General features: G+C 56.1%; 22 protein-coding genes and 1 tRNA gene. 11 read left to right on the top strand and 12 right to left on the bottom strand.

The window, feature by feature from the left end; translation table 11 throughout:
- Positions 1-282: 282 nt before the first annotated feature.
- Both Q9245_RS08950 and prlC read right to left on the bottom strand, forming a co-directional pair.
- On the bottom strand, positions 283-534 hold the full coding sequence (locus Q9245_RS08950; RefSeq protein WP_223134633.1) for a YheV family putative zinc ribbon protein: 252 nt from the start codon (positions 532-534) through the stop codon (positions 283-285).
- A gap of 55 nt (positions 535-589) precedes the next feature.
- On the bottom strand, positions 590-2,635 hold the full coding sequence (prlC, locus tag Q9245_RS08945) for an oligopeptidase A (protein ID WP_305896798.1): 2,046 nt from the start codon (positions 2,633-2,635) through the stop codon (positions 590-592).
- A 210-nt stretch (positions 2,636-2,845) separates the two neighbouring features.
- On the opposite strand from prlC, the gene Q9245_RS08940 reads away from it, so the two are divergent.
- On the top strand, positions 2,846-3,385 hold the full coding sequence (locus tag Q9245_RS08940) for a gamma carbonic anhydrase family protein (protein WP_305896797.1): 540 nt from the start codon (positions 2,846-2,848) through the stop codon (positions 3,383-3,385).
- Positions 3,386-3,398: 13 nt separating this feature from the next.
- On the opposite strand, the gene Q9245_RS08935 is transcribed toward Q9245_RS08940, so the two are convergent.
- From Q9245_RS08935 to Q9245_RS08900, 8 genes are all read right to left on the bottom strand, one after another.
- Positions 3,399-3,710 (bottom strand): PA4642 family protein, encoded by a 312-nt coding sequence (locus Q9245_RS08935; RefSeq protein ID WP_114335083.1) that lies wholly within the window; start codon positions 3,708-3,710, stop codon positions 3,399-3,401.
- Between the two features lie 117 nt (positions 3,711-3,827).
- A complete protein-coding gene (locus Q9245_RS08930) occupies positions 3,828-4,661 on the bottom strand; it encodes a flagellar motor protein MotB (RefSeq protein WP_305896796.1) in 834 nt (277 codons plus the stop codon).
- A 3-nt stretch (positions 4,662-4,664) separates the two neighbouring features.
- Positions 4,665-5,438, bottom strand: coding sequence for a motility protein A (locus Q9245_RS08925; RefSeq protein WP_305896795.1), 774 nt, complete (start codon positions 5,436-5,438; stop codon positions 4,665-4,667).
- A 35-nt stretch (positions 5,439-5,473) separates the two neighbouring features.
- Complete coding sequence (gene aroE, locus Q9245_RS08920; RefSeq protein WP_305896794.1) at positions 5,474-6,301, bottom strand: shikimate dehydrogenase; 828 nt, start codon at positions 6,299-6,301, stop codon at positions 5,474-5,476.
- Entirely contained in the window at positions 6,291-7,220 is a 930-nt protein-coding gene (gene hemF, locus Q9245_RS08915) for an oxygen-dependent coproporphyrinogen oxidase (protein ID WP_305896793.1), read from the bottom strand. Before hemF ends, aroE begins: the two co-directional genes overlap by 11 nt.
- Positions 7,221-7,228: 8 nt before the next feature.
- Positions 7,229-7,801: an L-threonylcarbamoyladenylate synthase gene (locus Q9245_RS08910; protein WP_305896792.1), complete on the bottom strand. Its 573-nt coding sequence runs from the start codon at positions 7,799-7,801 to the stop codon at positions 7,229-7,231.
- A gap of 46 nt (positions 7,802-7,847) precedes the next feature.
- Complete coding sequence (dprA, locus tag Q9245_RS08905; protein WP_305896791.1) at positions 7,848-8,987, bottom strand: DNA-processing protein DprA; 1,140 nt, start codon at positions 8,985-8,987, stop codon at positions 7,848-7,850.
- Positions 8,988-9,091: 104 nt separating this feature from the next.
- Positions 9,092-10,105, bottom strand: coding sequence for a LysM peptidoglycan-binding domain-containing protein (locus Q9245_RS08900; RefSeq protein ID WP_305896790.1), 1,014 nt, complete (start codon positions 10,103-10,105; stop codon positions 9,092-9,094).
- 299 nt (positions 10,106-10,404) lie between these two features.
- On the opposite strand from Q9245_RS08900, the gene def reads away from it, so the two are divergent.
- From def to Q9245_RS08855, 9 genes are all read left to right on the top strand, one after another.
- On the top strand, positions 10,405-10,908 hold the full coding sequence (gene def, locus Q9245_RS08895; RefSeq protein WP_199005523.1) for a peptide deformylase: 504 nt from the start codon (positions 10,405-10,407) through the stop codon (positions 10,906-10,908).
- Positions 10,909-11,004: 96 nt separating this feature from the next.
- Positions 11,005-11,940 (top strand): methionyl-tRNA formyltransferase, encoded by a 936-nt coding sequence (fmt, locus tag Q9245_RS08890; protein WP_305896789.1) that lies wholly within the window; start codon positions 11,005-11,007, stop codon positions 11,938-11,940.
- Positions 11,941-11,942: 2 nt separating this feature from the next.
- Entirely contained in the window at positions 11,943-13,244 is a 1,302-nt protein-coding gene (gene rsmB / locus Q9245_RS08885) for a 16S rRNA (cytosine(967)-C(5))-methyltransferase RsmB (protein WP_305896788.1), read from the top strand.
- Complete coding sequence (gene trkA, locus Q9245_RS08880) at positions 13,241-14,644, top strand: Trk system potassium transporter TrkA (protein ID WP_305896787.1); 1,404 nt, start codon at positions 13,241-13,243, stop codon at positions 14,642-14,644. The genes rsmB and trkA overlap by 4 nt, the downstream gene beginning before the upstream one ends.
- A gap of 136 nt (positions 14,645-14,780) precedes the next feature.
- Positions 14,781-15,806: a glycine--tRNA ligase subunit alpha gene (glyQ, locus tag Q9245_RS08875; RefSeq protein ID WP_305896786.1), complete on the top strand. Its 1,026-nt coding sequence runs from the start codon at positions 14,781-14,783 to the stop codon at positions 15,804-15,806.
- Positions 15,806-17,887: a glycine--tRNA ligase subunit beta gene (gene glyS / locus Q9245_RS08870; protein WP_305896785.1), complete on the top strand. Its 2,082-nt coding sequence runs from the start codon at positions 15,806-15,808 to the stop codon at positions 17,885-17,887. Before glyQ ends, glyS begins: the two co-directional genes overlap by 1 nt.
- Positions 17,888-17,975: 88 nt before the next feature.
- A tRNA-Pro gene (locus Q9245_RS08865) sits at positions 17,976-18,052 on the top strand.
- A gap of 137 nt (positions 18,053-18,189) precedes the next feature.
- Entirely contained in the window at positions 18,190-18,510 is a 321-nt protein-coding gene (locus Q9245_RS08860; RefSeq protein WP_305896784.1) for a nucleotide pyrophosphohydrolase, read from the top strand.
- A complete protein-coding gene (locus tag Q9245_RS08855) occupies positions 18,507-20,696 on the top strand; it encodes a DNA/RNA helicase domain-containing protein (protein ID WP_305896783.1) in 2,190 nt (729 codons plus the stop codon). The genes Q9245_RS08860 and Q9245_RS08855 overlap by 4 nt, the downstream gene beginning before the upstream one ends.
- A gap of 24 nt (positions 20,697-20,720) precedes the next feature.
- On the opposite strand, the gene Q9245_RS08850 is transcribed toward Q9245_RS08855, so the two are convergent.
- Positions 20,721-21,767 carry a phospholipase D-like domain-containing protein gene (locus tag Q9245_RS08850; RefSeq protein ID WP_305896782.1) on the bottom strand — a complete coding sequence of 349 codons (1,047 nt, stop codon included), beginning with the start codon at positions 21,765-21,767 and terminating at the stop codon, positions 20,721-20,723.
- Positions 21,768-22,012: 245 nt separating this feature from the next.
- On the opposite strand from Q9245_RS08850, the gene Q9245_RS08845 reads away from it, so the two are divergent.
- Positions 22,013-22,384 (top strand): VOC family protein, encoded by a 372-nt coding sequence (locus tag Q9245_RS08845; protein WP_305896781.1) that lies wholly within the window; start codon positions 22,013-22,015, stop codon positions 22,382-22,384.
- A 65-nt stretch (positions 22,385-22,449) separates the two neighbouring features.
- Here the strand turns inward: Q9245_RS08845 and Q9245_RS08840 are convergent, their stop codons facing one another.
- Complete coding sequence (locus tag Q9245_RS08840) at positions 22,450-22,842, bottom strand: globin domain-containing protein (RefSeq protein WP_305896780.1); 393 nt, start codon at positions 22,840-22,842, stop codon at positions 22,450-22,452.
- Positions 22,843-22,886 lie beyond the last annotated feature (44 nt).

The raw sequence follows: 22,886 nt of genomic DNA, 5'->3' as shown, positions 1-22,886 counted from the left end.
AAAACGTGGTTTCCCTGATAGTTTTGACACCCCCCACCAACCCCGAACGTTAATCTTTGGAGAAATCTCTGGGGTAAAGACTAAAGAGAACGAAAAAGCTCTTTTTGATGCTTTCCTGAAAACGCTTCAAGCACCCAAGCGATTTTAAAAAGGCCACAAAAAAGGGGTTCGGGAGAGGGGACCAAAACTATCAGGAAAACCACGTTTTCCGTTTTGGCCCCCTCTCCCGAACCCCGACCATCTCCCAAACAACCAGGCTACAAAGCCAGTCGCCCAAGCAAATCAGTCCTCAGAACCAGCCTTAAAAAACACCACCTGTTTAACCGTATGGTCGTCCTCATTGCCCCGAGTGTTCACGCGGGTTTCAATTTCAGGAGCCGCTGGCTGCTCAACCTCAGACAGGGCATCGGTATACCCACAGGCCACGCACTCACGCACCTGATCGCCTTTGTCGTCCGTGAACATCGTGATCTTGTCCATCTCCGCACAGCGCGGACAAATCGCACCGGCGATAAAACGTTTTGGACTCGGCATAACTCAACTCCAGATTAACCAGCTGGCCGCATCAGCACGGCCAGCTTTCATTGTATCAGGCTACTTCGCCGGTAATGCCAGATTGCTCCAACAACGCATCCACCTGAGGCTCACGGCCGCGGAAGGCTTTGAACAACTCCATGGGCTCCTGCGAGCCGCCTTTTTCCAGAATGTTCTGCAAGAACGCCTTGCCAGTTTCCGGATCGAAGATGCCTTTTTCCTCGAACAATGAGAAGGCATCCGCTGCCAAGACCTCGGCCCATTTGTAGCTGTAGTAGCCCGCTGCGTAGCCACCCGCGAAGATGTGAGAGAAACCGTTCGGGAAACGATTGAACTCCGGCGCCTGAACCACGGCAATGTCTTCACGTACCTTCCGATGCATGTCGAGCGGGTTGGTGGGAGCTTCGTCGGTGAACTCCGCGTGCAGGCGGAAATCGAACAACGAGAACTCCAACTGGCGCACCATGCCCATGCCGGATTGGAAGTTTTTCGCTGCCAGCAGCTTTTGCAACAGATCTTCCGGCAGCGGTTCTCCGGTTTCGTGGTGGCTGGCAATCAGAGCTAGAGATTCCGGATTCCAGCACCAGTTTTCCAGGAACTGGGACGGCAGTTCGACCGCGTCCCAAGCCACGCCGTTGATGCCGGAGACATCCATAACTTCAACTTGCGTCAGCATGTGATGCAAGCCGTGACCGAACTCGTGGAACAGGGTGGTCACTTCATCATGGGTCAGCAGAGACGGTTTGCCATCTACTGGCGGGGTGAAGTTACAGGTCAGGAAGGCAACCGGCAATTGCAGCTGGCCGCGCATGTTGCGCCAGCGTACCCGGCAATCGGCCATCCAGGCGCCACCGCGTTTGCCTTGGCGGGCGAACAGGTCCAGATAGAACCAGGCAATAGGCTCACCGTTACGGCTGATGCAATAAGCCGTGGCGTCTTCGTGCCAGGTTTCAACGTCCGGTTTTTCTTCAATCTGAACACCGAACAGCTTCTCAGCCACTCGGAACAAACCGGGTACCACTTTATCCACAGGGAACCAGGGGCGCAGGGTTTCAGGAGAAATGTCGTAACGTTTCTGGCGCAGCTTTTCGCTGTAATAACCGACGTCCCAGGCTTGCAGATCATCGACACCGTGCTCGTCTTTGGCAAACGCCTTCAGCTCGGCAAATTCCTTCTCGGCTTGCGGCTTGGACTTCTCCGCCAGCTGGTTCAGGAATTCCAGCACCTCGTCTACGCTGCGAGCCATTTTGGTGGCCAATGAACGCTCGGCGTAGTTGTTAAAGCCCAGCAACTGCGCCAAGGCATGACGGCGCTTGAGAATTTCAGCCATCACCGGGGTGTTGTCCCAGGTGCCCGCATCCGGGCCTTGGTCCGAGGCGCGGGTGACAAAGGCTTCGTATACTTCCCGGCGCAGTTCACGGTTATCACAGTATGTCATGATCGGGTAGAAACTGGGGAAATCCAGCGTGATCACGTAACCATCCAGCTCTTTCTGTCGGGCCGCCTGCTTGGCACCGTCGATGGCGGTTTCCGGCACACCCGATAGTTCGCTGACATCGGTAATCTGCTTGAACCAATTCTGGGTGGCGTCCAATACGTTGTCACTGAATTTGTTCGACAGCTCAGCCAATTCCCGGGACAAGTCCGCGTAACGTTTTTTCTTGTCCTCCGGCAGATCGACACCGCCCAGATGGAAGTCGCGCAGGGTATTCTCGATGGACTTGCGCTGGGCTTCACTGAGATCTTTAAAATCGTCCCGTGCCGCCAGCTTCTTGTAAGCATTGCATAGGGCTTCATTCTGGCTGATTTCGGTGCTGTATTCGGTCAGCTTTTCCAGACAGTTCTTGTACACCGTACGCAGGTCGTCGTTGTTCATCACGCCGTTCAGGTGGGAGATCACGGACCAGGCATTGGTCAAGTCGTTTTCCATCGACTGCATGGGCTGCATCAGGGTATCCCAAGTCGGGTCTTCCTGTTCGGCCAGCGATTGGATCTTCATCCGATTCTTGCTGAGAATCTGGTCAATCGCCGTTTCCATGTGCTCGGTGCGAATGTGCTCGAACTTCGGCAGCAGATCGTCAGTCAGTAGCGGGTTATTCATAGGTCCCCTTCTCAGCGGTTCATGTTTAGGGTAGCTTCCCGATATCACACTTTGGTGCACGGCACGTGTGGGATAGGTCTTTCCAAAACACGCTCCTTCGGCACGTCCATGTGACGCTTGAGCTCCGCCATCCATGGCTCCGCACAGTTTTGGAAAGACCTATCCCACACGCGCCCCCAACCTCCGGGAAACGTTATAGAGGTATATGTAATGGCGAATGTACGAACTCACAAGGGTAGCACACCAAAATTTGGTGAAAGTACCTGGGTAGACGAGAGTGCCGTGGTAATCGGCGACGTCGAAATGGGGGAAGATTGCTCCGTTTGGCCGATGACCGTGATCCGCGGTGACATGCACAAAATCCGCATTGGCGACCGCTGCAGCATTCAGGACGGGTCGGTTTTGCACATCACCCACGCCAGTGATTTTAATCCGGGTGGCTGGCCGCTGATTCTCGGTGACGATGTGACTGTGGGCCACAAGGCGCTGCTACACGGCTGCACCATTGGTAGCCGGGTGCTGGTGGGCATGGGCTGTACCGTCATGGACGGAGCCGTCGTTGAAGACGAAGTGATCATCGGGGCCGGCACACTGGTGCCGCCGGGCAAGCGGCTTGAATCCGGTTATCTCTATGTCGGCTCACCCTGTAAACAAGCGCGAGCGTTGAGCGACAAAGAAAAAACCTTCTTCAAGTACACCGCTGCCAACTACGTGAAGCTGAAGAACGAATACCTCGAAGCTTCAGAATAACGTCCGCCGGAACTCAGTTTCCGGCTGGCGCTTTGGCGCCTGCGTTTTCCAGTGCGCGGGCGTAATCGCCGCTGCGGCCATGCTTGGAGATTCGGTCCAGCATGGTCTCGCCGTGCTCGTCGGTGGCATCCAGGTTACGACCAGCGGCGACAAAGAATCCGACAAAGCGCTCGAAATCCTCGGCGCGCATGGCTTCATAGGCACGCAACAGGACAAAGTGGTCCGCTTGCACCGTCTTGTCATAGGGCTCCAGGTCCAGGAAGCTTTTTACCCGCTCGTCACTCCACACTTCGTCAAGGACTTTCGGTTTATCCGGTCCGCTCATTGGTATCACTCCTACTGGATTCAAAATGTTTAGGCCGCACAGTATAAGGTTTTGAAACTGTGTCAGTTATATGAAAGTACTATGAGGATCTACGCTGCAAGCATAAGGCAATGCGGGTCAGGGTAGTATTTCGACAGAAACGTCTCCAGTCGATTCCTGCGCATAGCATTCGGGATTCCGAATGGAGATCTCCACACGGCGGTTCAAAGCTCGATTCTCCGGGCTGTCGTTGGCCGCCAACGGGCGGGTTTCAGCACGCCCGGCGGCCATCACCCGGTCCGCTGGAATTTGCCGGTTCATCACCAGCTCATGCACCACCGACACCGCCCGGGCCGCAGAAAGATCCCAGTTGGAACGGTATTTACTGCTGGAAATAGGGCGGTCATCCGAGTGTCCGGACACCACCACATCGCCCTCGCAGCCGGCTAATACCGTCACAACTCGTTCAATAATGGGAATCATGTCAGGCTTGATGGCCGCGTCTCCAGACCGAAACGTGGCTTCCTCGGCAAAGCGGATAACCACCTGATCTTCGTCGTAATTGACTTGCAAACTACCGGCCGCGGCTTCCGGTTCCAGCTCTCGCACCAGTCTTGAGGTCAGATCCAGAACCCCGCCCGGGATCTGGCGGATTTCCGGCTCCTCGGCTCGCTCGTCAATGAATTCGGGCTGGTCTTGCAAGGTCTCCGATGGTTCCGGCAGCGATACCGTTTCAGACTCCAGCAAAGTGATTGGCGAGCCCCCGATGCCTTCACCAATAACGTTTTGGGAACCAAACGCCACCGACATGGAATTTGCCATGGCCCGATACTTTTCCACATCCATTTCGGCAAACGACAGCAGCAGAATAAAAAAGGTCAGGAGCAGGGTCGCCAGATCGGCAAAGGTGACGATCCAGTCTGGCGCACCGTTTTTGGCTTTTTGCCGTTTGCGAGGCCGGGGCAGCAACAATCCTTATGCCTCCTTTTCAGGCGCAAGACCGGTCCGATGCTCGGGGGGCAGGTAGGAAGACAGAAACTCGGTCATCACCCTTGGGTTTTCACCGCGCATAATGCTCTTGATGGAGGTGATGATCAGCAATTGGTTGCGGGCGTCGTCTTCGGCTTTCAGCTGCAACTTTTCCGCCAGGGGCAGGGCAATCAACTGGGCAAGAAAAGCCCCGTACAGAGTGGTCAGAAGAGCGATGGCCATGGCGGGCCCGATGGTGGAAGGGTCATCAAGAGTATTCAGCATCTGCACCAAACCGATCAGGGTACCCAGCATGCCGATGGCCGGGGCGGATTCGCCAATCCCCCGGAATACCCGCTCGGCCACTTCATAGCGCTCGGCAATTTGCTGGTTTTCCTGCAGTAATGCTTCTTCCACCAGATCCGGTGGATGACCATCAACACACAGGGAGATGGCTTTTTTCAGGAAGTCATCGCTGGCTTCGTGCTCTTCGAGCCCCAGAATACCCTCTTTTCGTACCTTACGGCCCAGCTCCCCCACTTCCAGAATTAACGAGGAAGGGCGGGGGAGACGATCAGTGAATACTGTTTTCGCCGCCAGCCGGAACGCACTGGCAACGGTGGGCAAACGGAATTTGATCAACGTAACCGCGAAGGTGCCGCCCAACACAATGGCCAGGCCGGGCAGGTTCAGGAAGGTTGTGATCGATGCGTTTGCCAACATGGCAAGCAGCACAATCACAACTCCGGCGAACAGCCCGACCAGCGTCAGAATATCCATGACCTTCCCTTATGGCCGGGATTATCCAACCCGGCTCAGTCGTTTCTAAGTTCGTCCACAACCGGAGCGGTTTCCGGGCGGATACCCCGCCACACCTGAAACGCTTCGGCCGCTTGCTCGATTAACATGCCCAGCCCGTCGTAAACCCGGCGGGCTCCGTTATCCAGCGCCCACTGATTGAACGTGGTGGTTTGCAGAGAGTACATCATGTCGTACACCACCGTATCGGACCCGATCACATGCCCAGAAACCGGCGGCAAATCCCCCTGCAAACTGGCGCTGGTGCCGTTGATAATGACATCAAACGGCTGTGTCGGCTGCTCGAAACCACAGGCAGACAACTCGACAGCGGCCGCCTCATCGGAAAACAAGCGGACCAACGCCTCTGCCTTGGCAACGGTTCGGTTAGCGAGGGTCAGTGCCGCCGGCTGTTCCGCCAATATCGGGCCAAGCACGCCGCGTACCGCACCACCAGCACCCAACACAAGAATTCGCGCACCTTTGAGTTCCACCTTCTGGTTGTCACGCAGATCGCGAACAATGCCGACACCATCTGTGTTATCGGCCACAAGGTCATTTTCTTGATCCAGATACAGTGTGTTGGCTGCTCCAGCCTTCTCCGCTCGGGGAGTTCGGTGCTCGGCGAGGGTCCATGCCTGCTCTTTAAACGGCACAGTAACGTTTAGCCCCTTACCACCGCCTTCAAAGAAGTGTTTTACGGTTCCGGCGAAATCGTCCAACGGCGCCTGAATGGCGGTGTACTCCACCGGCTCACCGGTTTGCCGGGCAAACAAGCTGTGAATTCGCGGCGACTTGCTGTGGTTGATCGGGTTTCCGACCACCGCGTAGAGTTCATTGTTCATCAACACCCTCCAACCAGTTTCGGTCCGTGAGGAAGTAATCCGTCAGCCGGGCCTCTTCGCTGCCAGGCTCCGGTTGGCGGCTGTAATCCCAGCGCACCATCGGCGGCAGCGACATCAGAATCGATTCTGTCCGGCCACCCGACTGCAAGCCAAATAACGTGCCACGGTCATACACCAGGTTGAATTCCACATAGCGCCCGCGGCGATAGAGCTGGAAATCGCGCTCGCGTTCCCCCCAGGGATGATCGATTCGGCGCTTCACGATCGGCTCATAGGCCTCAATGTAACTGTCGCCCACAGATTGCATGAAGGCAAAGTCCCGCTCGAAATCGCCGGTGTTGTGGTCGTCGAAAAACAGACCGCCGACACCACGAGGTTCGTCCCGGTGCTTGAGGTAGAAATACTCGTCGCACCAATGCTTGAATCGGTCGTAAACGTTCTCACCGAACGGCTCACAAGCAGTGCGAGCGGTGCGATGCCAGTGCACGCAGTCTTCGTCAAAACCGTAGTAGGGAGTCAGGTCGTAGCCACCGCCGAACCAGTACACTGGCGCACCGTCTTTGGGGGTCGCAATGAAAAATCGAACGTTGGCGTGGGAAGTCGGTACATAAGGGTTTTCAGGGTGCATCACCAGAGACACACCCATTGCTTGCCAGGGTGCACCAGCCAGATGGGGGCGGTGGGCCGTGGCCGAGGGCGGCATCGTGTCGCCCATCACGTGCGAAAAATTCACCCCGCCTTTTTCGAACACCTTGCCGTCCGAGATAACCCGGCTGATTCCGCCGCCACCTTCCGGCCGATCCCAACTGTCTTCGATGAAGGAAGCCTGACCATCCAACGCTTCCAATCGCTGGCAAATGCGATCCTGAAGGCCCAGTAAATACGCTTTGACGACCTGAGAATCCGGCTGTTGTGACATGCTTGCTCCTAACGAAACTGTTTTCCGGTGAGGATATCGATAATACGGCTGGGATTGCGGTTGCCCCCGAGTGCGCCCGGTATCACGCGATCGAGTTCCTTTCCGAAATAACGTCGCACTTGCCAGATGTTGCGCGCAGGCGCGCGCCCGGCCGGGTTGCACGAGGTTGAAACCAATGGCATCCCGGTCGCTTCACACAAATCCTGTACCAAGGGGTGGTCCGACACTCGCACCGCGATGGTGCTGTGCTGGCCTCGCACCCATTCCGGCACTTGCTCAAGAACATCCGGAATCAAGCAGGTGATGGGCCCCGGCCAGTGCTGTTCGGCTTCCCATTGCAACACACGGGGCAGTGGGTCCAGAAGAAATCGCACCTGATCGATGGACGATGCCACCAGAATCATGCCTTTCTCCATCGGCCGCTGTTTCAGCTCCAGGATGCGCTCAACAGCCTGAAGATTCCAGGGATCACACCCCAAGCCCCAGACCGCTTCGGTGGGGTAAGCAATTACTCCGCCAGACAACACGGTGCGACGGGCACAGTGCAGTTGCCAGGCATTCAAGGACGACGTTGGCGACATAACGAAATCGTACAACCTGCTAGGTCAAACAATGGAAATGCACCGGTCAGCCTCGCCGCAAGTACCCGCCCGGGGCAGAACACGCCAACCCCTCCAACTCAAGAAGCAGGAGCGACTGCATCAACTGATCGGCCGGCAGTCCGGTAGCAAGACTCAGTGCATCGGTAGACTGTGGATCATACCCCAAAGCCTCGAATACCGCGATTTCCCGACTGTCCAGATCGGGTTTCGCAACGGTAGGGACAGACACCGGTGCGGTTGCTTCTTGCATCGACCACCAGGTGCCCAGTTCTTCCAGCACATCATCGGCGGTTTCCACCAGTCGAGCGCCTTGCTTGATCAGCTGATGGCAACCTTTGGCCACCGAACTGTGGATTGAACCGGGAATGGCGAATACCTCGCGGCCCTGTTCAAGAGCGGTTCTCGCCGTAATGAGTGACCCACTTTTTAAACTTGCCTCCACCACCAGTACACCCCGGCTTAAGCCACTGATGATGCGATTTCGCTGGGGGAAATAGGCGGCCCGGGCCTGAGTACCCGGCGGGTATTCCGACACAATCAGACCGTTATCCACAATACGGTGCGCCAGTTTTCGATGCTGCGCGGGGTACAGCCGATCCAGCCCGCACCCCACCACGGCAATGGTCGGATGGCCCGCATCCAGCGCACCGGCGTGGGCCGCGCCGTCGATCCCCAGCGCCAGGCCGCTGGTGATCAGCAAACCGCGCTTGCTCAGCTCCGCGGCGAATTGACGGGCGTGGTCCAAGCCTTGCCGGGTAGCGTTGCGGCTGCCCACTACGCCAATCTGATCTTGCAACAACAACCGACTATCGCCTAACAGGTAAAGCACCAGCGGCGCACTGTGTATCTGCCGCAGCGCCTCCGGGAAATCGGGGTGACTCTGGCCAATCATCGCGATGCCATGTTGCCGGCACGCCTGATGAATCCAGAGCGCGTGCTGGATTTTGGGGTGATGGACATCCCCCGCTTGCCAGGCATGAACCAGTTCAATGGCTTCTGTTCCGAGGCCTAACGCTTTGAGGGTCGCGGCGTTCAGATCAAGCGTATCAACCAGACTGTCGGTGTTAGACTGCACCCGTTCACGAGCGCGCACACCAAACCGGGGAAGAAGCGAAAGCACCAGCCAACGGCCAGCCTCAGACTGCAGAAATTCCTGTTCCGACATTTTTCATCCTTGAAAACAATAATGGCCGGGCGCTCCAGCCCAGCCATTCAATGGTACTGCTACCACCACGCGCCGCCTGCTTTGGCGACGCGGGCAGGGAAGTGTCAGGGGTTAACGACCTTGTCACCCACCGACAACGAACGGGTTGCTTTAAGAACCAACCCGTAGCTCATCTTTTCATACACCTGGAATACCATCAGCAAACCGGCCCGCTCGGAAGGCAGCTCAATGGTCTCACCGGTGATCGGGTCACGAACACGGTTGCCAGCTTTCATCACCGCCAGCACGTTACCGGCTTTCATGCCTTCACGGGCGCCGCGGTTAATGGCCACCACATTGTACTGACCAATCTGGTTCACACCGCCATCGACCGAGATCATCTTGCCTTCGATCTCCTCATCAGGCGAGCTGGGCATAAAGTTGGTGGTCAAACGGCGATCTTCGCTCACCAACAAGCGGTCGCCAATGCGCACTTCTTCGCTGGAGCGGGTCAGGTTAACGGTCAACACGTCGCCGTTCTCGGCCGCCACGTTACCTCGAGCGATGCTGCGCGCTTCCAGCCCCAGAAACTCCCCGGTATCCGGATCAACAAATTCCTGGCTGCGGCGGAACACGCCCACCCGATCTGCAGGCTTTTCACCACGGGCATAGATCTTGTCACCCGCACCGGTGATGATCCGGCCGTCTTCGCCTTCCAGCACATAAGGCGCACCGTTGATTTCTTCAGGGCTGACGATGCGGGTGTCGGTCAGGAAGCTGGCAATCGCATCCAGTGGAATCGCGGGAATCGGCGTATCAATGGCTTCGGAACGGATCTGGGGAGACAGTTTCACATCGCCGGACGCAACCTTGGTGATGCGCGGCTTACCATCAATGTAAACCAGCGCCAGACGATCGCCCGGGTATATCAGGTGAGGGTTGGCTACCTGTGGGTTAACGTGCCAGATTTCCGGCCAGTACCAAGGGTTGTTCAAAAAACGCCCTGAAATGTCCCAAAGGGTATCCCCTTTGACGACGGTGTAACGCTCAGGATGATCAGCTTTGAACTCGGGTTGTGCCTGGGCCCAAGAGGTAAATAGCAGCATGGTAGCCGCCAGAGCGTACAACAATTTCCTCATCGTCTGTATCCTTGATCGCGTGCCTTGAATCTTAGCGTTCGGTAACGTCACCACAGATCACCCGCAGCTTGTTACACTGTTATTCCCGTTACTATAGAAGATGTATAGGGATTTGTGATGTTATCTTTTGTTCTTCCAGTAAATTCTGCAGAATAATCGATAGAATCCTACTATTAACTGATCAGTTTGTACTCAATCGGTAATTTATCGGATAATACCCTCATCACACATGCTTCATAATAGATTTGTGAAGAAAATTTGCGCAGTACGCTGTCGCATTTCAGAGAAGCCAGAGCACTATGATTCTAGATATTCTTGAGTACCCCGATCCGCGCCTTCGCACCATTGCCAAGCCGGTAGACGAGGTAACCGACGAGATCCGAACGTTGATCGACGACATGTTCGAGACCATGTACGATGCGCCCGGCATTGGCCTGGCCGCGACACAGGTGAACGTGCACAAGCAGATCATCGTTATGGATTTGTCCGAAGACAAGAGCGAGCCGCGGGTGTTCATCAACCCGAAAGTGGAAGTACTGGATGGCGATCTGGAAGCCATGCAGGAAGGCTGCTTGTCGGTGCCCGGTTTTTACGAAGATGTAAAACGCATCGAACATGTCCGGATTACGGCTAAAGACCGGAACGGTGAAGACTTTGAACTGGAAGCCACCGGCCTTCTCGCGGTTTGCATCCAGCACGAGATGGATCACCTGAACGGCAAGTTGTTTGTGGATTACCTCAGCTCTCTCAAGCGCAACCGTATTCGCAAGAAGCTGGAAAAACTCCACAAGCAGAGCGCCTGATTCCGAGCCGGATCATGCCGCTCAACTGCATACCGAATTCAGGACCGGGTTACGACCCGGTTTTTTCGTATTCAACGACACAGAGATAACACCAACGTGCGCATTGTTTTTGCCGGAACTCCGGATTTCGCTGCCATCGCCCTGAAAGCCATCCTTGCGGCGGGGCACACTGTTGTAGGCGTTTACAGTCAACCTGACCGGCCCGCGGGCCGGGGCCGAAAACTGATGCCGAGCCCGGTAAAACAAGTGGCACTGGATGCCAACATCCCTGTGTTCCAGCCTGAGAGCCTGAAGCCCGAAACGGCGCAACAAGAGCTGGCCGCCCTGAAACCGGACGTGATGATTGTCGCGGCCTACGGCCTGATTCTGCCAAAAACGGTTCTGGAAATACCGAGCCACGGCTGCCTGAACATCCATGCTTCGCTGCTGCCTCGTTGGCGCGGTGCCGCCCCGATTCAACGGGCCATTGCCGCCGGTGACGCCGAAACCGGCATCACCATCATGCAGATGGATGTGGGTCTGGATACCGGCGACATGCTGCTGAAAACCGCCACCCCGATTCACCCGGACGATACCGGCGGCAGCCTGCACGACCGGCTAGCGGATATGGGCGGCGAAGCGGTCGTGGAGGCGTTGGCAAAACTGAGTCAAGGCACGCTGAGCGGCGAGCCCCAGAACGACAACGAAGCCTGCTACGCCCACAAGCTTTCCAAAGAAGAAGGCCACATTGACTGGCACAACAGCGCCACGGACATCGAACGACTGATCCGCGCATTCAACCCCTGGCCTGGCACCTTCACCGATCTGGGCGATCAGCGCATCCGCCTGCATCAGGCACAGGCACTGGAACAGGGCAGCGACAAGGCGCCTGGCACGGTGCTTCGCCGAGAGCGCGAAGGCATCGACATTGCCTGCGGCACCGGCAGTCTGCGAGTGACCAAAGTGCAACTGCCCGGCACCCGTGCCCTGAGCGTGAACGATTTGATAAACGGCGGTAAACCCGTGCTGATGCCTGCACAGGAGCTGAACTGATCATGTTATATGACGCCTTGCCGTTCCGCGCCGTCGCCGCCGACGTGCTGCTTTCGGTCGAAAACGGCCAATCGCTGTCGCAATGCTTGCCCTACGCTCTGAGCCAACTGCCTCCCGAGCAGCGGCCGCAGCTGCAGGCCATTTGCTACGGTACCTGCCGCTGGTTTCACCGGCTGGACGGTGAACTCAATCAACGCCTGAAAAAACCCATTCGCAAATCCGATCGGGTGATTCACCATCTGATGTTGGTTGCTCTGTTCCAGCTTCGCTTCAGTGAGCAGGCCACCTACGCGGTGCTCAATGAAACCGTGGAAGCCTGCCGCGCATTGGACCGGCCCCACCTGACCGGACTGGTCAACGGCGTATTAAGAGCGGCCGAGCGGGAAGGGGCGCCAGAGCCGGGCGACGACAGCAGCCGCTACAGCCACCCTGTCTGGATGGTGGAGAAACTGCGCCACAACTGGCCCGACCACTGGCAAGCCATCCTCGATGCCAACAACACCCAGGCACCGATGACCCTGCGCGTTAACGCCCTGCGTTTTAGCCGCGACGAGTACCTGAAGTTACTGACCGATGCCGGCATTGGCGCCAAAGCCACCCGCTTCGCCCCGCTTGGTATTCAGCTGGAGCGCCCTGTTCCTGTGGATAACTTGCCCTGGTTTGAAGACGGCGCGGTGAGTGTTCAGGATGAAGCCGCCCAGCTGTGCACCACCCTGATGGATCTGCAGCCCGGCCAACGTGTACTGGATGCCTGCGCCGCCCCCGGCGGCAAAACCTGCGCCATTCTGGAAAACTGCGCCGAGCTGTCTGAAGTAGTCGCCATCGACGAATCAGCCGACCGCCTGCCACGGGTACAGGAAAACCTCGACCGGCTGGATCTGTCCGCCAGCCTGTTACAAGCCGACGCCGCAGACATCGAACAGTGGTGGGACGGCCAGGCCTTCGACCGCATCCTGCTGGACGTGCCCTGCAGCGCCACCGGCGTTATCCGCCGGCATCCGGACATCAAGCTGCTGCGTCGGGAATCAGACATTGTGCCGCTGGCCGGCATTCAACTTGGCCTGCTGAACGCCATGTGGTCTATTCTGAAACCCGGAGGCCGTTTGGTATACGCCACCTGCTCGGTGTTTCCACAAGAGAACCATCGCATCATTCAGCGCTTCCTGAAGCAGCAAGAACACGCGCAGCTGATTCCCATCGAAGCGAGCTGGGGCCTGGATATGGATGCCGGCCGCAATTTGCTGCCGGACCCCAATAGCCATGACGGCTTTTTCTACGCCGTGCTGGAGAAACCTGACGCATGAATATCCTGATTCTCGGTGCTGGCCAGGTCGGCGGTACACTGGCCGAACACCTCGCCAATGAAGCCAACGACATCACTGTCATCGACAGCGACAGCGTGCGCCTTAGGGAATTGCAAGATCGTCTCGACATTCGCACGGTGCACGGCAAGGCCTCTTATCCGGCGGTTCTGAACGAGGCCAATGCCGAAGACGCCGACATGGTGATCGCCGTCACCAACAGCGATGAAACCAATATGGTGGCCTGCCAGGTGGCCAAACTTCTGCACAAAACCCCGACCACCATCTGCCGGGTTCGCGCGGGCTCCTATTTGGCCAACCCCGCGCTGTTTTACAACAAAGATAGCGAGAAAGATCTGGATAAACTCCGGGGCTTTCCGATCGACGTCATCATCAGCCCGGAACAGCTGGTCACCAAACACATCACCCGGCTGATCGAGTACCCCGGCACACTTCAGGTGTTGGAGTTTTCCAAAGGCCTGACCCGGCTGGTTGCCATCAAAGCCATTGAAGGTGGCCCCCTGGTCGGCCGTGAGCTTTCCTATCTTCGCACCCACATGCCTAAAATCGACACCCGGGTTGCCGCCATTTTCCGGAAAGATCGCGCCATCATTCCGAAAGGCGATACCGTGATCGAAGACGGCGATGAAGTGTTCTTCATTGCCGCCACTGACCACATCCGCTCGGTGATGAGCGAGTTGCAGCCGCTGTCGAAGCCCTACAAGCGCATTTTCATTTGTGGCGGCGGCAACATTGGTTACCGACTGGCACGAGCGCTTGATAGTCGCTACCAGGTGAAAATTCTCGAGCGGGACCACGAACGCTGCGTGATGTTGTCGGAAAAATTGCGCAAAACGGTGGTACTGGAAGGCAGCGGCGCCAACAAAGACATTCTGGTGGAAGAAAACATCGAGAATACCGATGTCTTTTGCGCCGTCACCAACGACGACGAAACCAACATTATTGCCTCGCTGTTGGCCAAACGTCTCGGCGCCCGCAAAGTACTGACTCTGATCAACAACCCCGACTACGTGGACTTGATTCAGGGCGGCGTCATCGACGTGGCCATCTCGCCCCAGCAAACCACCATCGGCAGTTTGCTGACCCACGTGCGCCGAGGCGACGTGGTCAACGTGCACGCCCTGCGCCGCGGCGCCGCCGAGGCCATCGAGGCCATTGCCCACGGCGACCACCGGTCCTCGAAAGTGGTGGGCAGACGTCTGGATGAAATCCATCTGCCACCGGGCACCACCATCGGTGCCATCGTGCGCCATGGCGAGGTGCTGATCGCACACGACCATTTGCGCGTGCAACCCAACGACCACGTTATTTTGTTCTTGGTCGATAAATCCAGAATCCGGGACGTCGAGAAACTGTTCCACGTGGGGCTCACGTTCTTCTGATGGATCCAGAACAAATCAATACGCGGAATGGCACTTAGAAAAGCGGCGCCAGCCAGCGTATAATGCGCGTTTTCAAATTTCGGAGTGCTCCGTTAAAACGGGGCGCCACACACAGACTGACCAGCAGGCAATCGTCGTGACAGACAAGGCAACCAATAACTCCGCGCCAGACATCAAGACCTTTCAGGGTCTGATCCTGGCATTGCAGAATTTCTGGGCGCAGCATGGCTGCGTGATACTTCAGCCTCTCGATATGGAAGTCGGCGCCGGCACATTCCACTCGGCCACATTCCTGCGTTCCATCGGGCCCGAGACCTGGAACGCCGCCTACGTGCAGCCCAGCCGCCGCCCAACCGACGGTCGTTACGGTGAAAACCCGAACCGCCTGCAGCATTACTACCAGTTCCAGGTGGTTCTGAAGCCGTCTCCAGACAACATTCAGGAACTGTACCTGGATTCGTTGCGTGCTTTGGGCCTGGACCCTCTGGTACACGACATCCGCTTTGTGGAAGACAACTGGGAATCCCCAACTCTGGGCGCCTGGGGTCTGGGCTGGGAAATCTGGCTAAACGGTATGGAAGTCACCCAGTTCACTTACTTCCAGCAGGTGGGCGGTCTGGAATGCTACCCGGTTACCGGCGAGCTGACCTACGGCCTTGAGCGCATTGCCATGTACCTGCAAGGCGTCGACAGCGTTTACGATCTGGTGTGGACCAACGGCCCGGATGGCGTAGTCACCTACGGCGATGTGTTCCACCAGAACGAAGTGGAACAGTCCACCTACAACTTCGAGCAGGCCGATACCGAATTCCTGTTCCACAGCTTCGACGTGTACGAGCGGGAAAGTGCCCGCCTGATCGAAGCCGGCCTGCCACTGCCTGCCTACGAGCAGGTACTCAAGGCCTCCCACACCTTCAACCTGTTGGATGCTCGTCACGCCATTTCTGTGACCGAGCGCCAGCGTTTCATCCTGCGTGTACGTACCCTGGCTCGCTCCGTGGCTCAGGCTTATTTTGAAAGCCGCCGCAAGCAAGGCTTCCCGTTGGCCCCGGAAGCCCTCCGCAAAGAGGTTTTGGCAGCGGCCGATGCGGCTGACGCCAAAGCCAAAAGCAAGAAGTCCGGAAAAGCGAAAAAGGCACAGCAGGAACAGGGGAAAGCATAATGGCTACACAGGATTTTCTAGTCGAACTGGGCACCGAGGAACTGCCTCCGAAAGCCCTCAAAGGCCTGTCTGATGCCTTCACCCAAGGCATCACCAAAGGCCTTGAAGACGCTGGCGTTGCCTTTGGCGCCGTTGAAGCCTTCGCGGCGCCACGCCGTTTGGCCGTGCGCATCCGGGATCTCGCCGATGCCCAGCCCGACAAGTCTGTGGAAAAACGCGGTCCCGCGGTCAAAGCCGCTTTTGACGATGCCGGCAACCCGACCCGCGCTCTGACCGGCTTTGCCACCTCATTGGGCATTACCCCCGATCAACTGGACACGCTGGAAACCGACAAAGGTGCCTGGCTGGTGTTCCGTACCGTTGAAAAGGGCAAGCCCACGGTGGAACTGCTGCCCGAACTGATCAACCAGTCTCTGTCGGCCTTGCCGATTCCCAAGCGCATGCGCTGGGGTGCCCACCGCACCGAATTCGTGCGCCCGGTGCATTGGCTGATCATGCTGTACGGCAACAACGTGATCGACACCCCGATCATGAACCTGAAGCCGGGCAACAAAACCCGTGGCCACCGCTTCCACTGCCCGAAAGAACTGATCATCCCGACTCCGGCCGACTACGAAACCGTGCTCAAGCAAGAAGGTTACGTATTGGCTGATTTCGCCGAGCGTCGTGAGCAGATTCGGGCTGGCGTAAACGCACTGGCCAAGAACGAAGCCGGTGGGGTTGCCGTCATTGACGAAGATCTGCTGGACGAAGTCACCGCCCTGAACGAATGGCCGGTGCCGTTGATGGGCCGTTTCGACGAGCGCTTCCTGAAAGTGCCTGCCGAAGCCCTGATTTCCTCCATGAAGGAGCATCAGAAATACTTCCACGTGGTCGACAGCAACGACCAGATGCTGCCGTTGTTCATCACCGTCGCCAACCTGGAAAGTAAAGATCCGGCTCAGGTCGTTGCCGGTAACGAGAAAGTCATTCGCCCGCGCCTGTCAGACGCCGCCTTCTTCTTTGAAACCGACTGCAAAACCAAGCTTGAAGAACGTATCGATGCGCTCAAGCCCATCGTGTTCCAGGAAAAGCTGGGCAGCATTTACGACAAGTCCGTACGTGTTGCTGCACTGGCCAAAAAGATCGCCGAAGCCATCGACAGTGACCCAGCCCTGGCCGAGCGCGCCGCCATGTTAGCCAAGACCGATCTGGTTACTGAAATGGTGCTGGAGTTCACCGACCTGCAAGGCATCATGGGCAGCTACTACGCCACCGACGATGGCGAGCACGCCGACGTGGCCAAGGCCCTGAACGAGCAGTACATGCCCCGCTTCGCCGGTGACGACCTGCCCACTACGCTGACCGGTTGCACCGTTGCCATTGCAGACCGTATCGATTCACTGGTCGGCCTGTTTGGCATCAACCAGCCGCCGTCCGGAACCCGTGACCCGTTCGCCCTGCGCCGTGCCTCCCTCGGTGTGCTGCGCATCATCATCGAGCGCGAACTGCCGCTGGATCTGCAGACCCTGTGTGAATGGGCGGAAGAGAACTTCTCAGTGCTGACCGAAGAGAACACCGCCAGCACCGTGGTCAACTACATGCTCGAACGCTTCCGGGCTTTCTACGACGAGCAGGGCATCAGTGCCGAAGTCTATCTGGCCGTGCACGCCCGTCGCCCGACCTGCCCGCTGGACTTCAATCGCCGGGTGAAAGCTGTTGAAGCGTTCCGCCAGCTGCCCGAAGCATTGGCGTTGGCCGGCGCCAATAAGCGGGTATCGAACATCCTGACCAAGCAAGGCGGCGACAGCATCGGCGAAACCGTCGACAACGCGTTGCTACAGGATGAGCCCGAGAAGGTTCTGGCCCAGAAAGTCGAAGAGCAAGCCGCGAAAGTGTTGCCGTTGTTCGAGCAAGGCGACTACGCCACCGCTCTGACTTCCTTGGCAAGCCTGCGCGAGCCTGTGGATAACTTCTTCGACGAAGTGATGGTGATGGCAGATGATGAAGCGGTTAAAAACAACCGTTTGGCGCTGCTCAACCGTCTTCGCAACCTGTTCCTGCGCGTTGCCGATATTTCCCTGCTACCCACCGCCGGGTAAACAGGCTAACGCGCAGTTTTAAGTAGGTATTTCCCCAGGGAAGGGGCTAGCAAAACGGCCGGTAATCCGTATAATACCGGCCGTTGATCGGCGTGTGGCGCAGCTTGGTAGCGCACTTCGTTCGGGACGAAGGGGTCGCAGGTTCGAATCCTGCCACGCCGACCACTTTCCCGCTTTTCTGTTGTTCTTCTCCCTCGTTTTTATCACTCCACAGCCCTTTTCGGGTTAGCATTTCTGTATCTTTCGTAAGTCTGCTAATGTTCTGGCAATTATCTTTAATCAGAACAGAAAGGAGGGCGTTTATGAAAGAAGCACTGGCCCGGCTACGTCGATTCCGTGACGACAGAGATTGGAAACAATTCCATAACCCAAAAGATTTATCACTGGCTCTGAGTATTGAGGCTTCAGAGTTGTTGGAACTGTTTCTCTGGAAATCTCCCGAACAAGCCAATGTAGAGAAAGTGAAAGAGGAACTGGCCGATGTTGTTGCCTATGCCCTGTTGCTGGCCGACAGCTACGACCTTAATCTGGAACAAATCGTCCTCGACAAGATTACCAAGAACGAACAGAAGTACCCCGTTAGCAAGGCTAAAGGAACGGCCAAAAAATACACGGAGCTATGAGTCAATCGTCGATGGTAGAAGTACAGCGTTACCCATTCAACAAAGACGCTATCAGCGAGTTACGTAGCAACGCTTTTGCAGCGGATAGCTGGCCCTTGGTTTACGTCCTAAGTGATGAAAAACACCGACGTGCTTACATCGGCGAAACCACAGACACGCTCACCCGCATGAGCACCCACCTGAAACACGACGAAAAACAACTGCTAACAGCTGTCCACCTGATCACCAGTGAATACTTCAACAAATCGGCTACGCTGGACGTTGAATCACTGCTCATTAAGTATATGGCAGCAGATGGCAAATACACTCTGCTGAACGGCAATCTCGGGCTCGCCGATCACAACTATTACCAACGTGACGCGCTCTACAACGAAGTATTCCGAGAAGTTTGGAATCGCTTGATCGCCAAAGGAGTGGTATCCCGTACTCTGGATCACCTCGATAATTCCGATGTGTTCAAATATTCCCCCTATAAATCGCTGTCGTTCGATCAGCGTCAGGGGCTGCTTACCATCATGCATGAACTGCTAAACCCTGGTGTTAAAAACATCGTTATTGAAGGTGGTGCAGGTACCGGAAAATCCGTCTTGGCGATATTTCTATTCAAACTGCTTCTCTCAGAAAATCATCACGTTGATCTTCGAGATTTTTCCGAAGACGAAGCAGAAATTCAGTCTTTACTTGCCAAATTACGAAAAGCTACTCCCAAGCCGAAAATGGCCCTGGTAGTGCCGATGACATCCTTCCGAACCACACTGAAGAAGGCCTTCAAACACGTCTCAGGCCTCAGTCCCAGCATGGTGATCAGCCCATCTGAACTCGCGAAACAGCACTACGACATCGTGTTGGTGGACGAATCCCATCGCTTGCGAAAGCGCAAAAACCTTGGAGCCTACTTTGGCAGCTTTGACAAAACCTGTGCTGCATTGAGTATGGACAAACACAGCTGCAGCGAAGTTGATTGGGTATGCCAGCAATCTGCAAAAGCCATTTTCTTCTATGACCAAGGGCAATCGATCAAGCCTTCGGACGCCGATACGGAAGTTTTTCTGCGCCTTAAAGCTGCCAAGGATTCAGTGAAGCACTCGCTACTCTCTCAGTTCCGTGTAAAGGCCGGTCAGCCATACGTTGAGTTTGTTGATAATCTGCTCAACGGACGTGTTGGAGAAGAGGAAGTCTTCCGAGCCAACAACTATGAATTCGAGGTGTTCGAATCTCTCGGCGATATGGTGCAGGCCATCAACGAGAAAGAAACAAAGGTCGGTCTATCCCGGTTGATCGCCGGCTATTCATGGCCCTGGATCTCGAAAAAGGACAGCACAGCGTATGACATTGTTGTCGATGGCGTTCAGCTTCGCTGGAACAGCACCAATACCGACTGGATTAATAAAGAAGGCTCTCACAACGAAGTCGGATGCATCCACACGACACAGGGCTACGACCTAAACTACGCCGGCATCATATTCGGAGAAGAGATCCGTTTCGATACGGAGACCCAGTCCATCGTCATCGATAAGACCAATTATTTCGACCGCACCGGTGGTCAGGGCATTAAAGACCCGGAGGAACTGAAGCAATACATCATCAATATCTACCGAACCATCATGCTTCGGGGAATTCGCGGCACCTTCGTTTATGCCTGTGATAAGGCGCTTCGGGAATATCTCAAACAACACATCCCTCTTCGCACTCCCAACCAAGTAGAAAATAGAGCCTCAGAAGTGGTGGACCTCAAGCCCTACGTCAATGCTGTGCCCTTGTTTGATCTACAAGCAGCTGCAGGCACATTCAGCGACCTACAGAACGCACAGGGCAAAGATTGGGTAGCCGTACCCAGCGGCATTCAAGTACGGGAAGGAATGTTTGCCTGCCGGGTGATCGGCGAATCAATGAATCGGGTTATCCCTAATGGTACTTTATGCCTGTTCCGCCCCGATCGCGGTGGTAGCCGAAATGGCAAAACCGTTTTGGTGGAATGCACAGACAGCATCGACGCTGACTTCGGTTCGCGCTACACAGTAAAAGTCTACGAAAGCTTTAAAACTGAAAACGCACACGGCTGGCTCCATAAGCGGATTCAATTAAAGCCGAACTCATACGATCAAAACTTCGAAACGCTTGAACTGAACGAAGACAATGCACATCAATATCGAGTAGTGGGTGAATTTATGTGCGTAATCGAGTAACCATTCGTTGTGTAAAACGCGCCCCTACAGCAAATGCTCAATCGGCAAAAACGAAAACACCGAAACCATCATCCGCTTAAACACCCCAACGCCCGGATCGTGGCTGTGTCGTACCTCTTCATCGCCATTGCGTTCTATCCACTGCAAATCGCCGTCTTCATCTAGCACTACCTCGTAGGCGGTTACCCGGGCCTGTTCCTCAAAGTGATCTTCCATCAATTGAGTCAGTTCCGGGCTTTCAATCACAAACCCCAGTTCGTTGTTGATATGAACTGAGCGAGGGTCGAAGTTGAACGAGCCCACGAACAGGCGTTTTCCGTCCACCGCGAAGGTTTTGGCATGCAGGCTGGAAGACGAGCTGCCCATCAGGTTGTCCTGTAACGAGCGCTCCACGGGCTTCTCTCCGGGCACCTTGCGCAACTCGAACAGCTGCACACCGGCTTCCAGCAGCGGTTTCTGGTATTTGGCGTAACCGGCGTGCACCATGGCCACATCGTTGGCTTCCAGCGAATTGGTGAGCACGCGCACCTGTACGCCCTGGCGCTCCAATTGCTGGAACATCTCCACCCCGGCTTTGGTGGGGATGAAGTAGGGCGACACCAAGGTAATTGAGTGCTTCGGGTCACCCATGGCTTCAGCCAATTGGCGGCTCATCAAGCCTTTTTCGGGGTTTTCTCCCAGCACTTTCGCCGGGTCATCGCTCACCATCGACACCGGCCACCAGACAAACTCAAGATCGCCCGCTAACAGATTCTTCAGAAATTCGGATTCAACCACCGCACACACGTACTGACTGGCTTCGGTGCTGGCACCGCACTCCCGGGCGGTTTCCACCACCTGTGCCAGATCGTCCTCGCTCGCCTTGGGCAAAATCAGTGACGCCGGGTAAGCGGAGGCGCTAGCCCAGTAACGGTCGAAATCCCGGGACAATTCATTCACCACCGGGCCAATAGCGAGCACATCCAGATCCGCAAACAACGCGCCCGAGCCCGCGCCGAAATATTCATTGGCTATATTGCGCCCGCCGACAATCGCCGCCTGGTTGTCGGCATTGAAGGATTTATTGTGCATCCGGTGATTCAGGCGCGAGAAGCTGGTGAGGTTTGTTGCGCGGGAAGGGATTGGCTTTCAGGGCGATCGCTTAAAGGGGGCAGGGCACACCCGCTCAACGTTAAAAGGGTAACAAGAAAAACGACGACACCCGGACACATGCGCCTGAACCGGTTATTCAATGCATACACTCCTTCTGATTAATGGGTTAGTGTAGCAGTTCGAAACAGCGCTATACCCGACAGAACAACAAGCGGAGATTCAAGATGATCGGATACGTTACTCTGGGCGTCAGCGATATGGACAAAGCCAAGCAGTTCTACAGCGACCTGCTGGCAGACATGGGCGCAAAAGTACTACTGGATATGGGCCGCATTGCATTTATTGGCAAGGACATGAGCTCACCCATGTTAGCGGTGTGCACACCGCACAACGGTGAACCGAACAACCCGGGCAACGGCAACATGCTGGCCCTTCAGCCGGGTTCAAAAGAAGCCGTCGACCGTTTCCACAAGAAAGCGATTGAACTGGGCGCCACCTGCGATGGTGAGCCGGGGCAGCGTATCCCGAACCAGTTCTACGGTGCCTATGTGCGTGATCCCGACGGCAACAAACTGGCGTTCTTCCAGTTCGGCTGATTGATAGAAAAAACCCTGCAGCGGCTAACTGCAGGGTTTTTAAACGTTTGCCAATCCAAAGCGCCTCAGTAGGCCCCTCGAATCAAATCAATACCTGGCTTTAATACCTCTTTCCAGGCTTGCCGCAGCTCCGGGCTGTACTCCGGATCGTGCATGCGCACGGTTTTCAGCAACGATTCTTCCCACAAGTCGTACCATTCCGGCGAGATATCGTAGTTATGGCGGTTGTGGCTTTCACCCAAATCCCGAAGTTTACGGTCGGGCATACCTCGGGCCACCAAAATAATTTGCATCACCCCGTGACGAAGGAGATGCCGTTGGGCCGACATGTCGGTGTCCGCGAAGCGTTTGCGAATGGCTTCTGAACTGGCCATGAAAAAGTCGTAGAAATCGACAAAAAACTCTTCGGTTCGACAACAACGGCCATAGCTCTGGAAAACAAGATCCGTGTTATTCATCTGCAGTGTCTGCCTTGGGGATAAGTGAAGGACGCGTGAGAAGC

Origin of the sequence: Marinobacter sp. MDS2, from assembly GCF_030718085.1 — a bacterium.
In the GTDB taxonomy this organism is placed as follows: Bacteria; Pseudomonadota; Gammaproteobacteria; order Pseudomonadales; family Oleiphilaceae; genus Marinobacter.
Note: the sequence above shows the minus strand (reverse complement) of the source record. Positions and strands in the feature narration are given on the sequence as shown.

Bases quoted from the DNA above. Each gene is read 5' to 3' on its own strand.
- aroE (WP_305896794.1), bottom strand. From the start codon at position 6,301: ATGAACAATGAACTCTACGCGGTGGTCGGAAACCCGATCAACCACAGC.
- hemF (WP_305896793.1), bottom strand. From the start codon at position 7,220: ATGTCACAACAGCCGGATTCTCAGGTCGTCAAAGCGTATTTACTGGGC.
- Q9245_RS08860 (WP_305896784.1), top strand. From the start codon at position 18,190: ATGAAAGAAGCACTGGCCCGGCTACGTCGATTCCGTGACGACAGAGAT.
- rsmB (WP_305896788.1), top strand. From the start codon at position 11,943: ATGTTATATGACGCCTTGCCGTTCCGCGCCGTCGCCGCCGACGTGCTG.
- Q9245_RS08940 (WP_305896797.1), top strand. From the start codon at position 2,846: ATGGCGAATGTACGAACTCACAAGGGTAGCACACCAAAATTTGGTGAA.
- Q9245_RS08950 (WP_223134633.1), bottom strand. From the start codon at position 534: ATGCCGAGTCCAAAACGTTTTATCGCCGGTGCGATTTGTCCGCGCTGT.
- trkA (WP_305896787.1), top strand. From the start codon at position 13,241: ATGAATATCCTGATTCTCGGTGCTGGCCAGGTCGGCGGTACACTGGCC.
- Q9245_RS08910 (WP_305896792.1), bottom strand. From the start codon at position 7,801: ATGTCGCCAACGTCGTCCTTGAATGCCTGGCAACTGCACTGTGCCCGT.
- Q9245_RS08850 (WP_305896782.1), bottom strand. From the start codon at position 21,767: ATGCACAATAAATCCTTCAATGCCGACAACCAGGCGGCGATTGTCGGC.
- glyS (WP_305896785.1), top strand. From the start codon at position 15,806: ATGGCTACACAGGATTTTCTAGTCGAACTGGGCACCGAGGAACTGCCT.
- Q9245_RS08840 (WP_305896780.1), bottom strand. From the start codon at position 22,842: ATGAATAACACGGATCTTGTTTTCCAGAGCTATGGCCGTTGTTGTCGA.
- dprA (WP_305896791.1), bottom strand. From the start codon at position 8,987: ATGTCGGAACAGGAATTTCTGCAGTCTGAGGCTGGCCGTTGGCTGGTG.
- Q9245_RS08900 (WP_305896790.1), bottom strand. From the start codon at position 10,105: ATGAGGAAATTGTTGTACGCTCTGGCGGCTACCATGCTGCTATTTACC.
- prlC (WP_305896798.1), bottom strand. From the start codon at position 2,635: ATGAATAACCCGCTACTGACTGACGATCTGCTGCCGAAGTTCGAGCAC.
- Q9245_RS08925 (WP_305896795.1), bottom strand. From the start codon at position 5,438: ATGGATATTCTGACGCTGGTCGGGCTGTTCGCCGGAGTTGTGATTGTG.
- Q9245_RS08845 (WP_305896781.1), top strand. From the start codon at position 22,013: ATGATCGGATACGTTACTCTGGGCGTCAGCGATATGGACAAAGCCAAG.
- Q9245_RS08935 (WP_114335083.1), bottom strand. From the start codon at position 3,710: ATGAGCGGACCGGATAAACCGAAAGTCCTTGACGAAGTGTGGAGTGAC.
- Q9245_RS08855 (WP_305896783.1), top strand. From the start codon at position 18,507: ATGAGTCAATCGTCGATGGTAGAAGTACAGCGTTACCCATTCAACAAA.
- def (WP_199005523.1), top strand. From the start codon at position 10,405: ATGATTCTAGATATTCTTGAGTACCCCGATCCGCGCCTTCGCACCATT.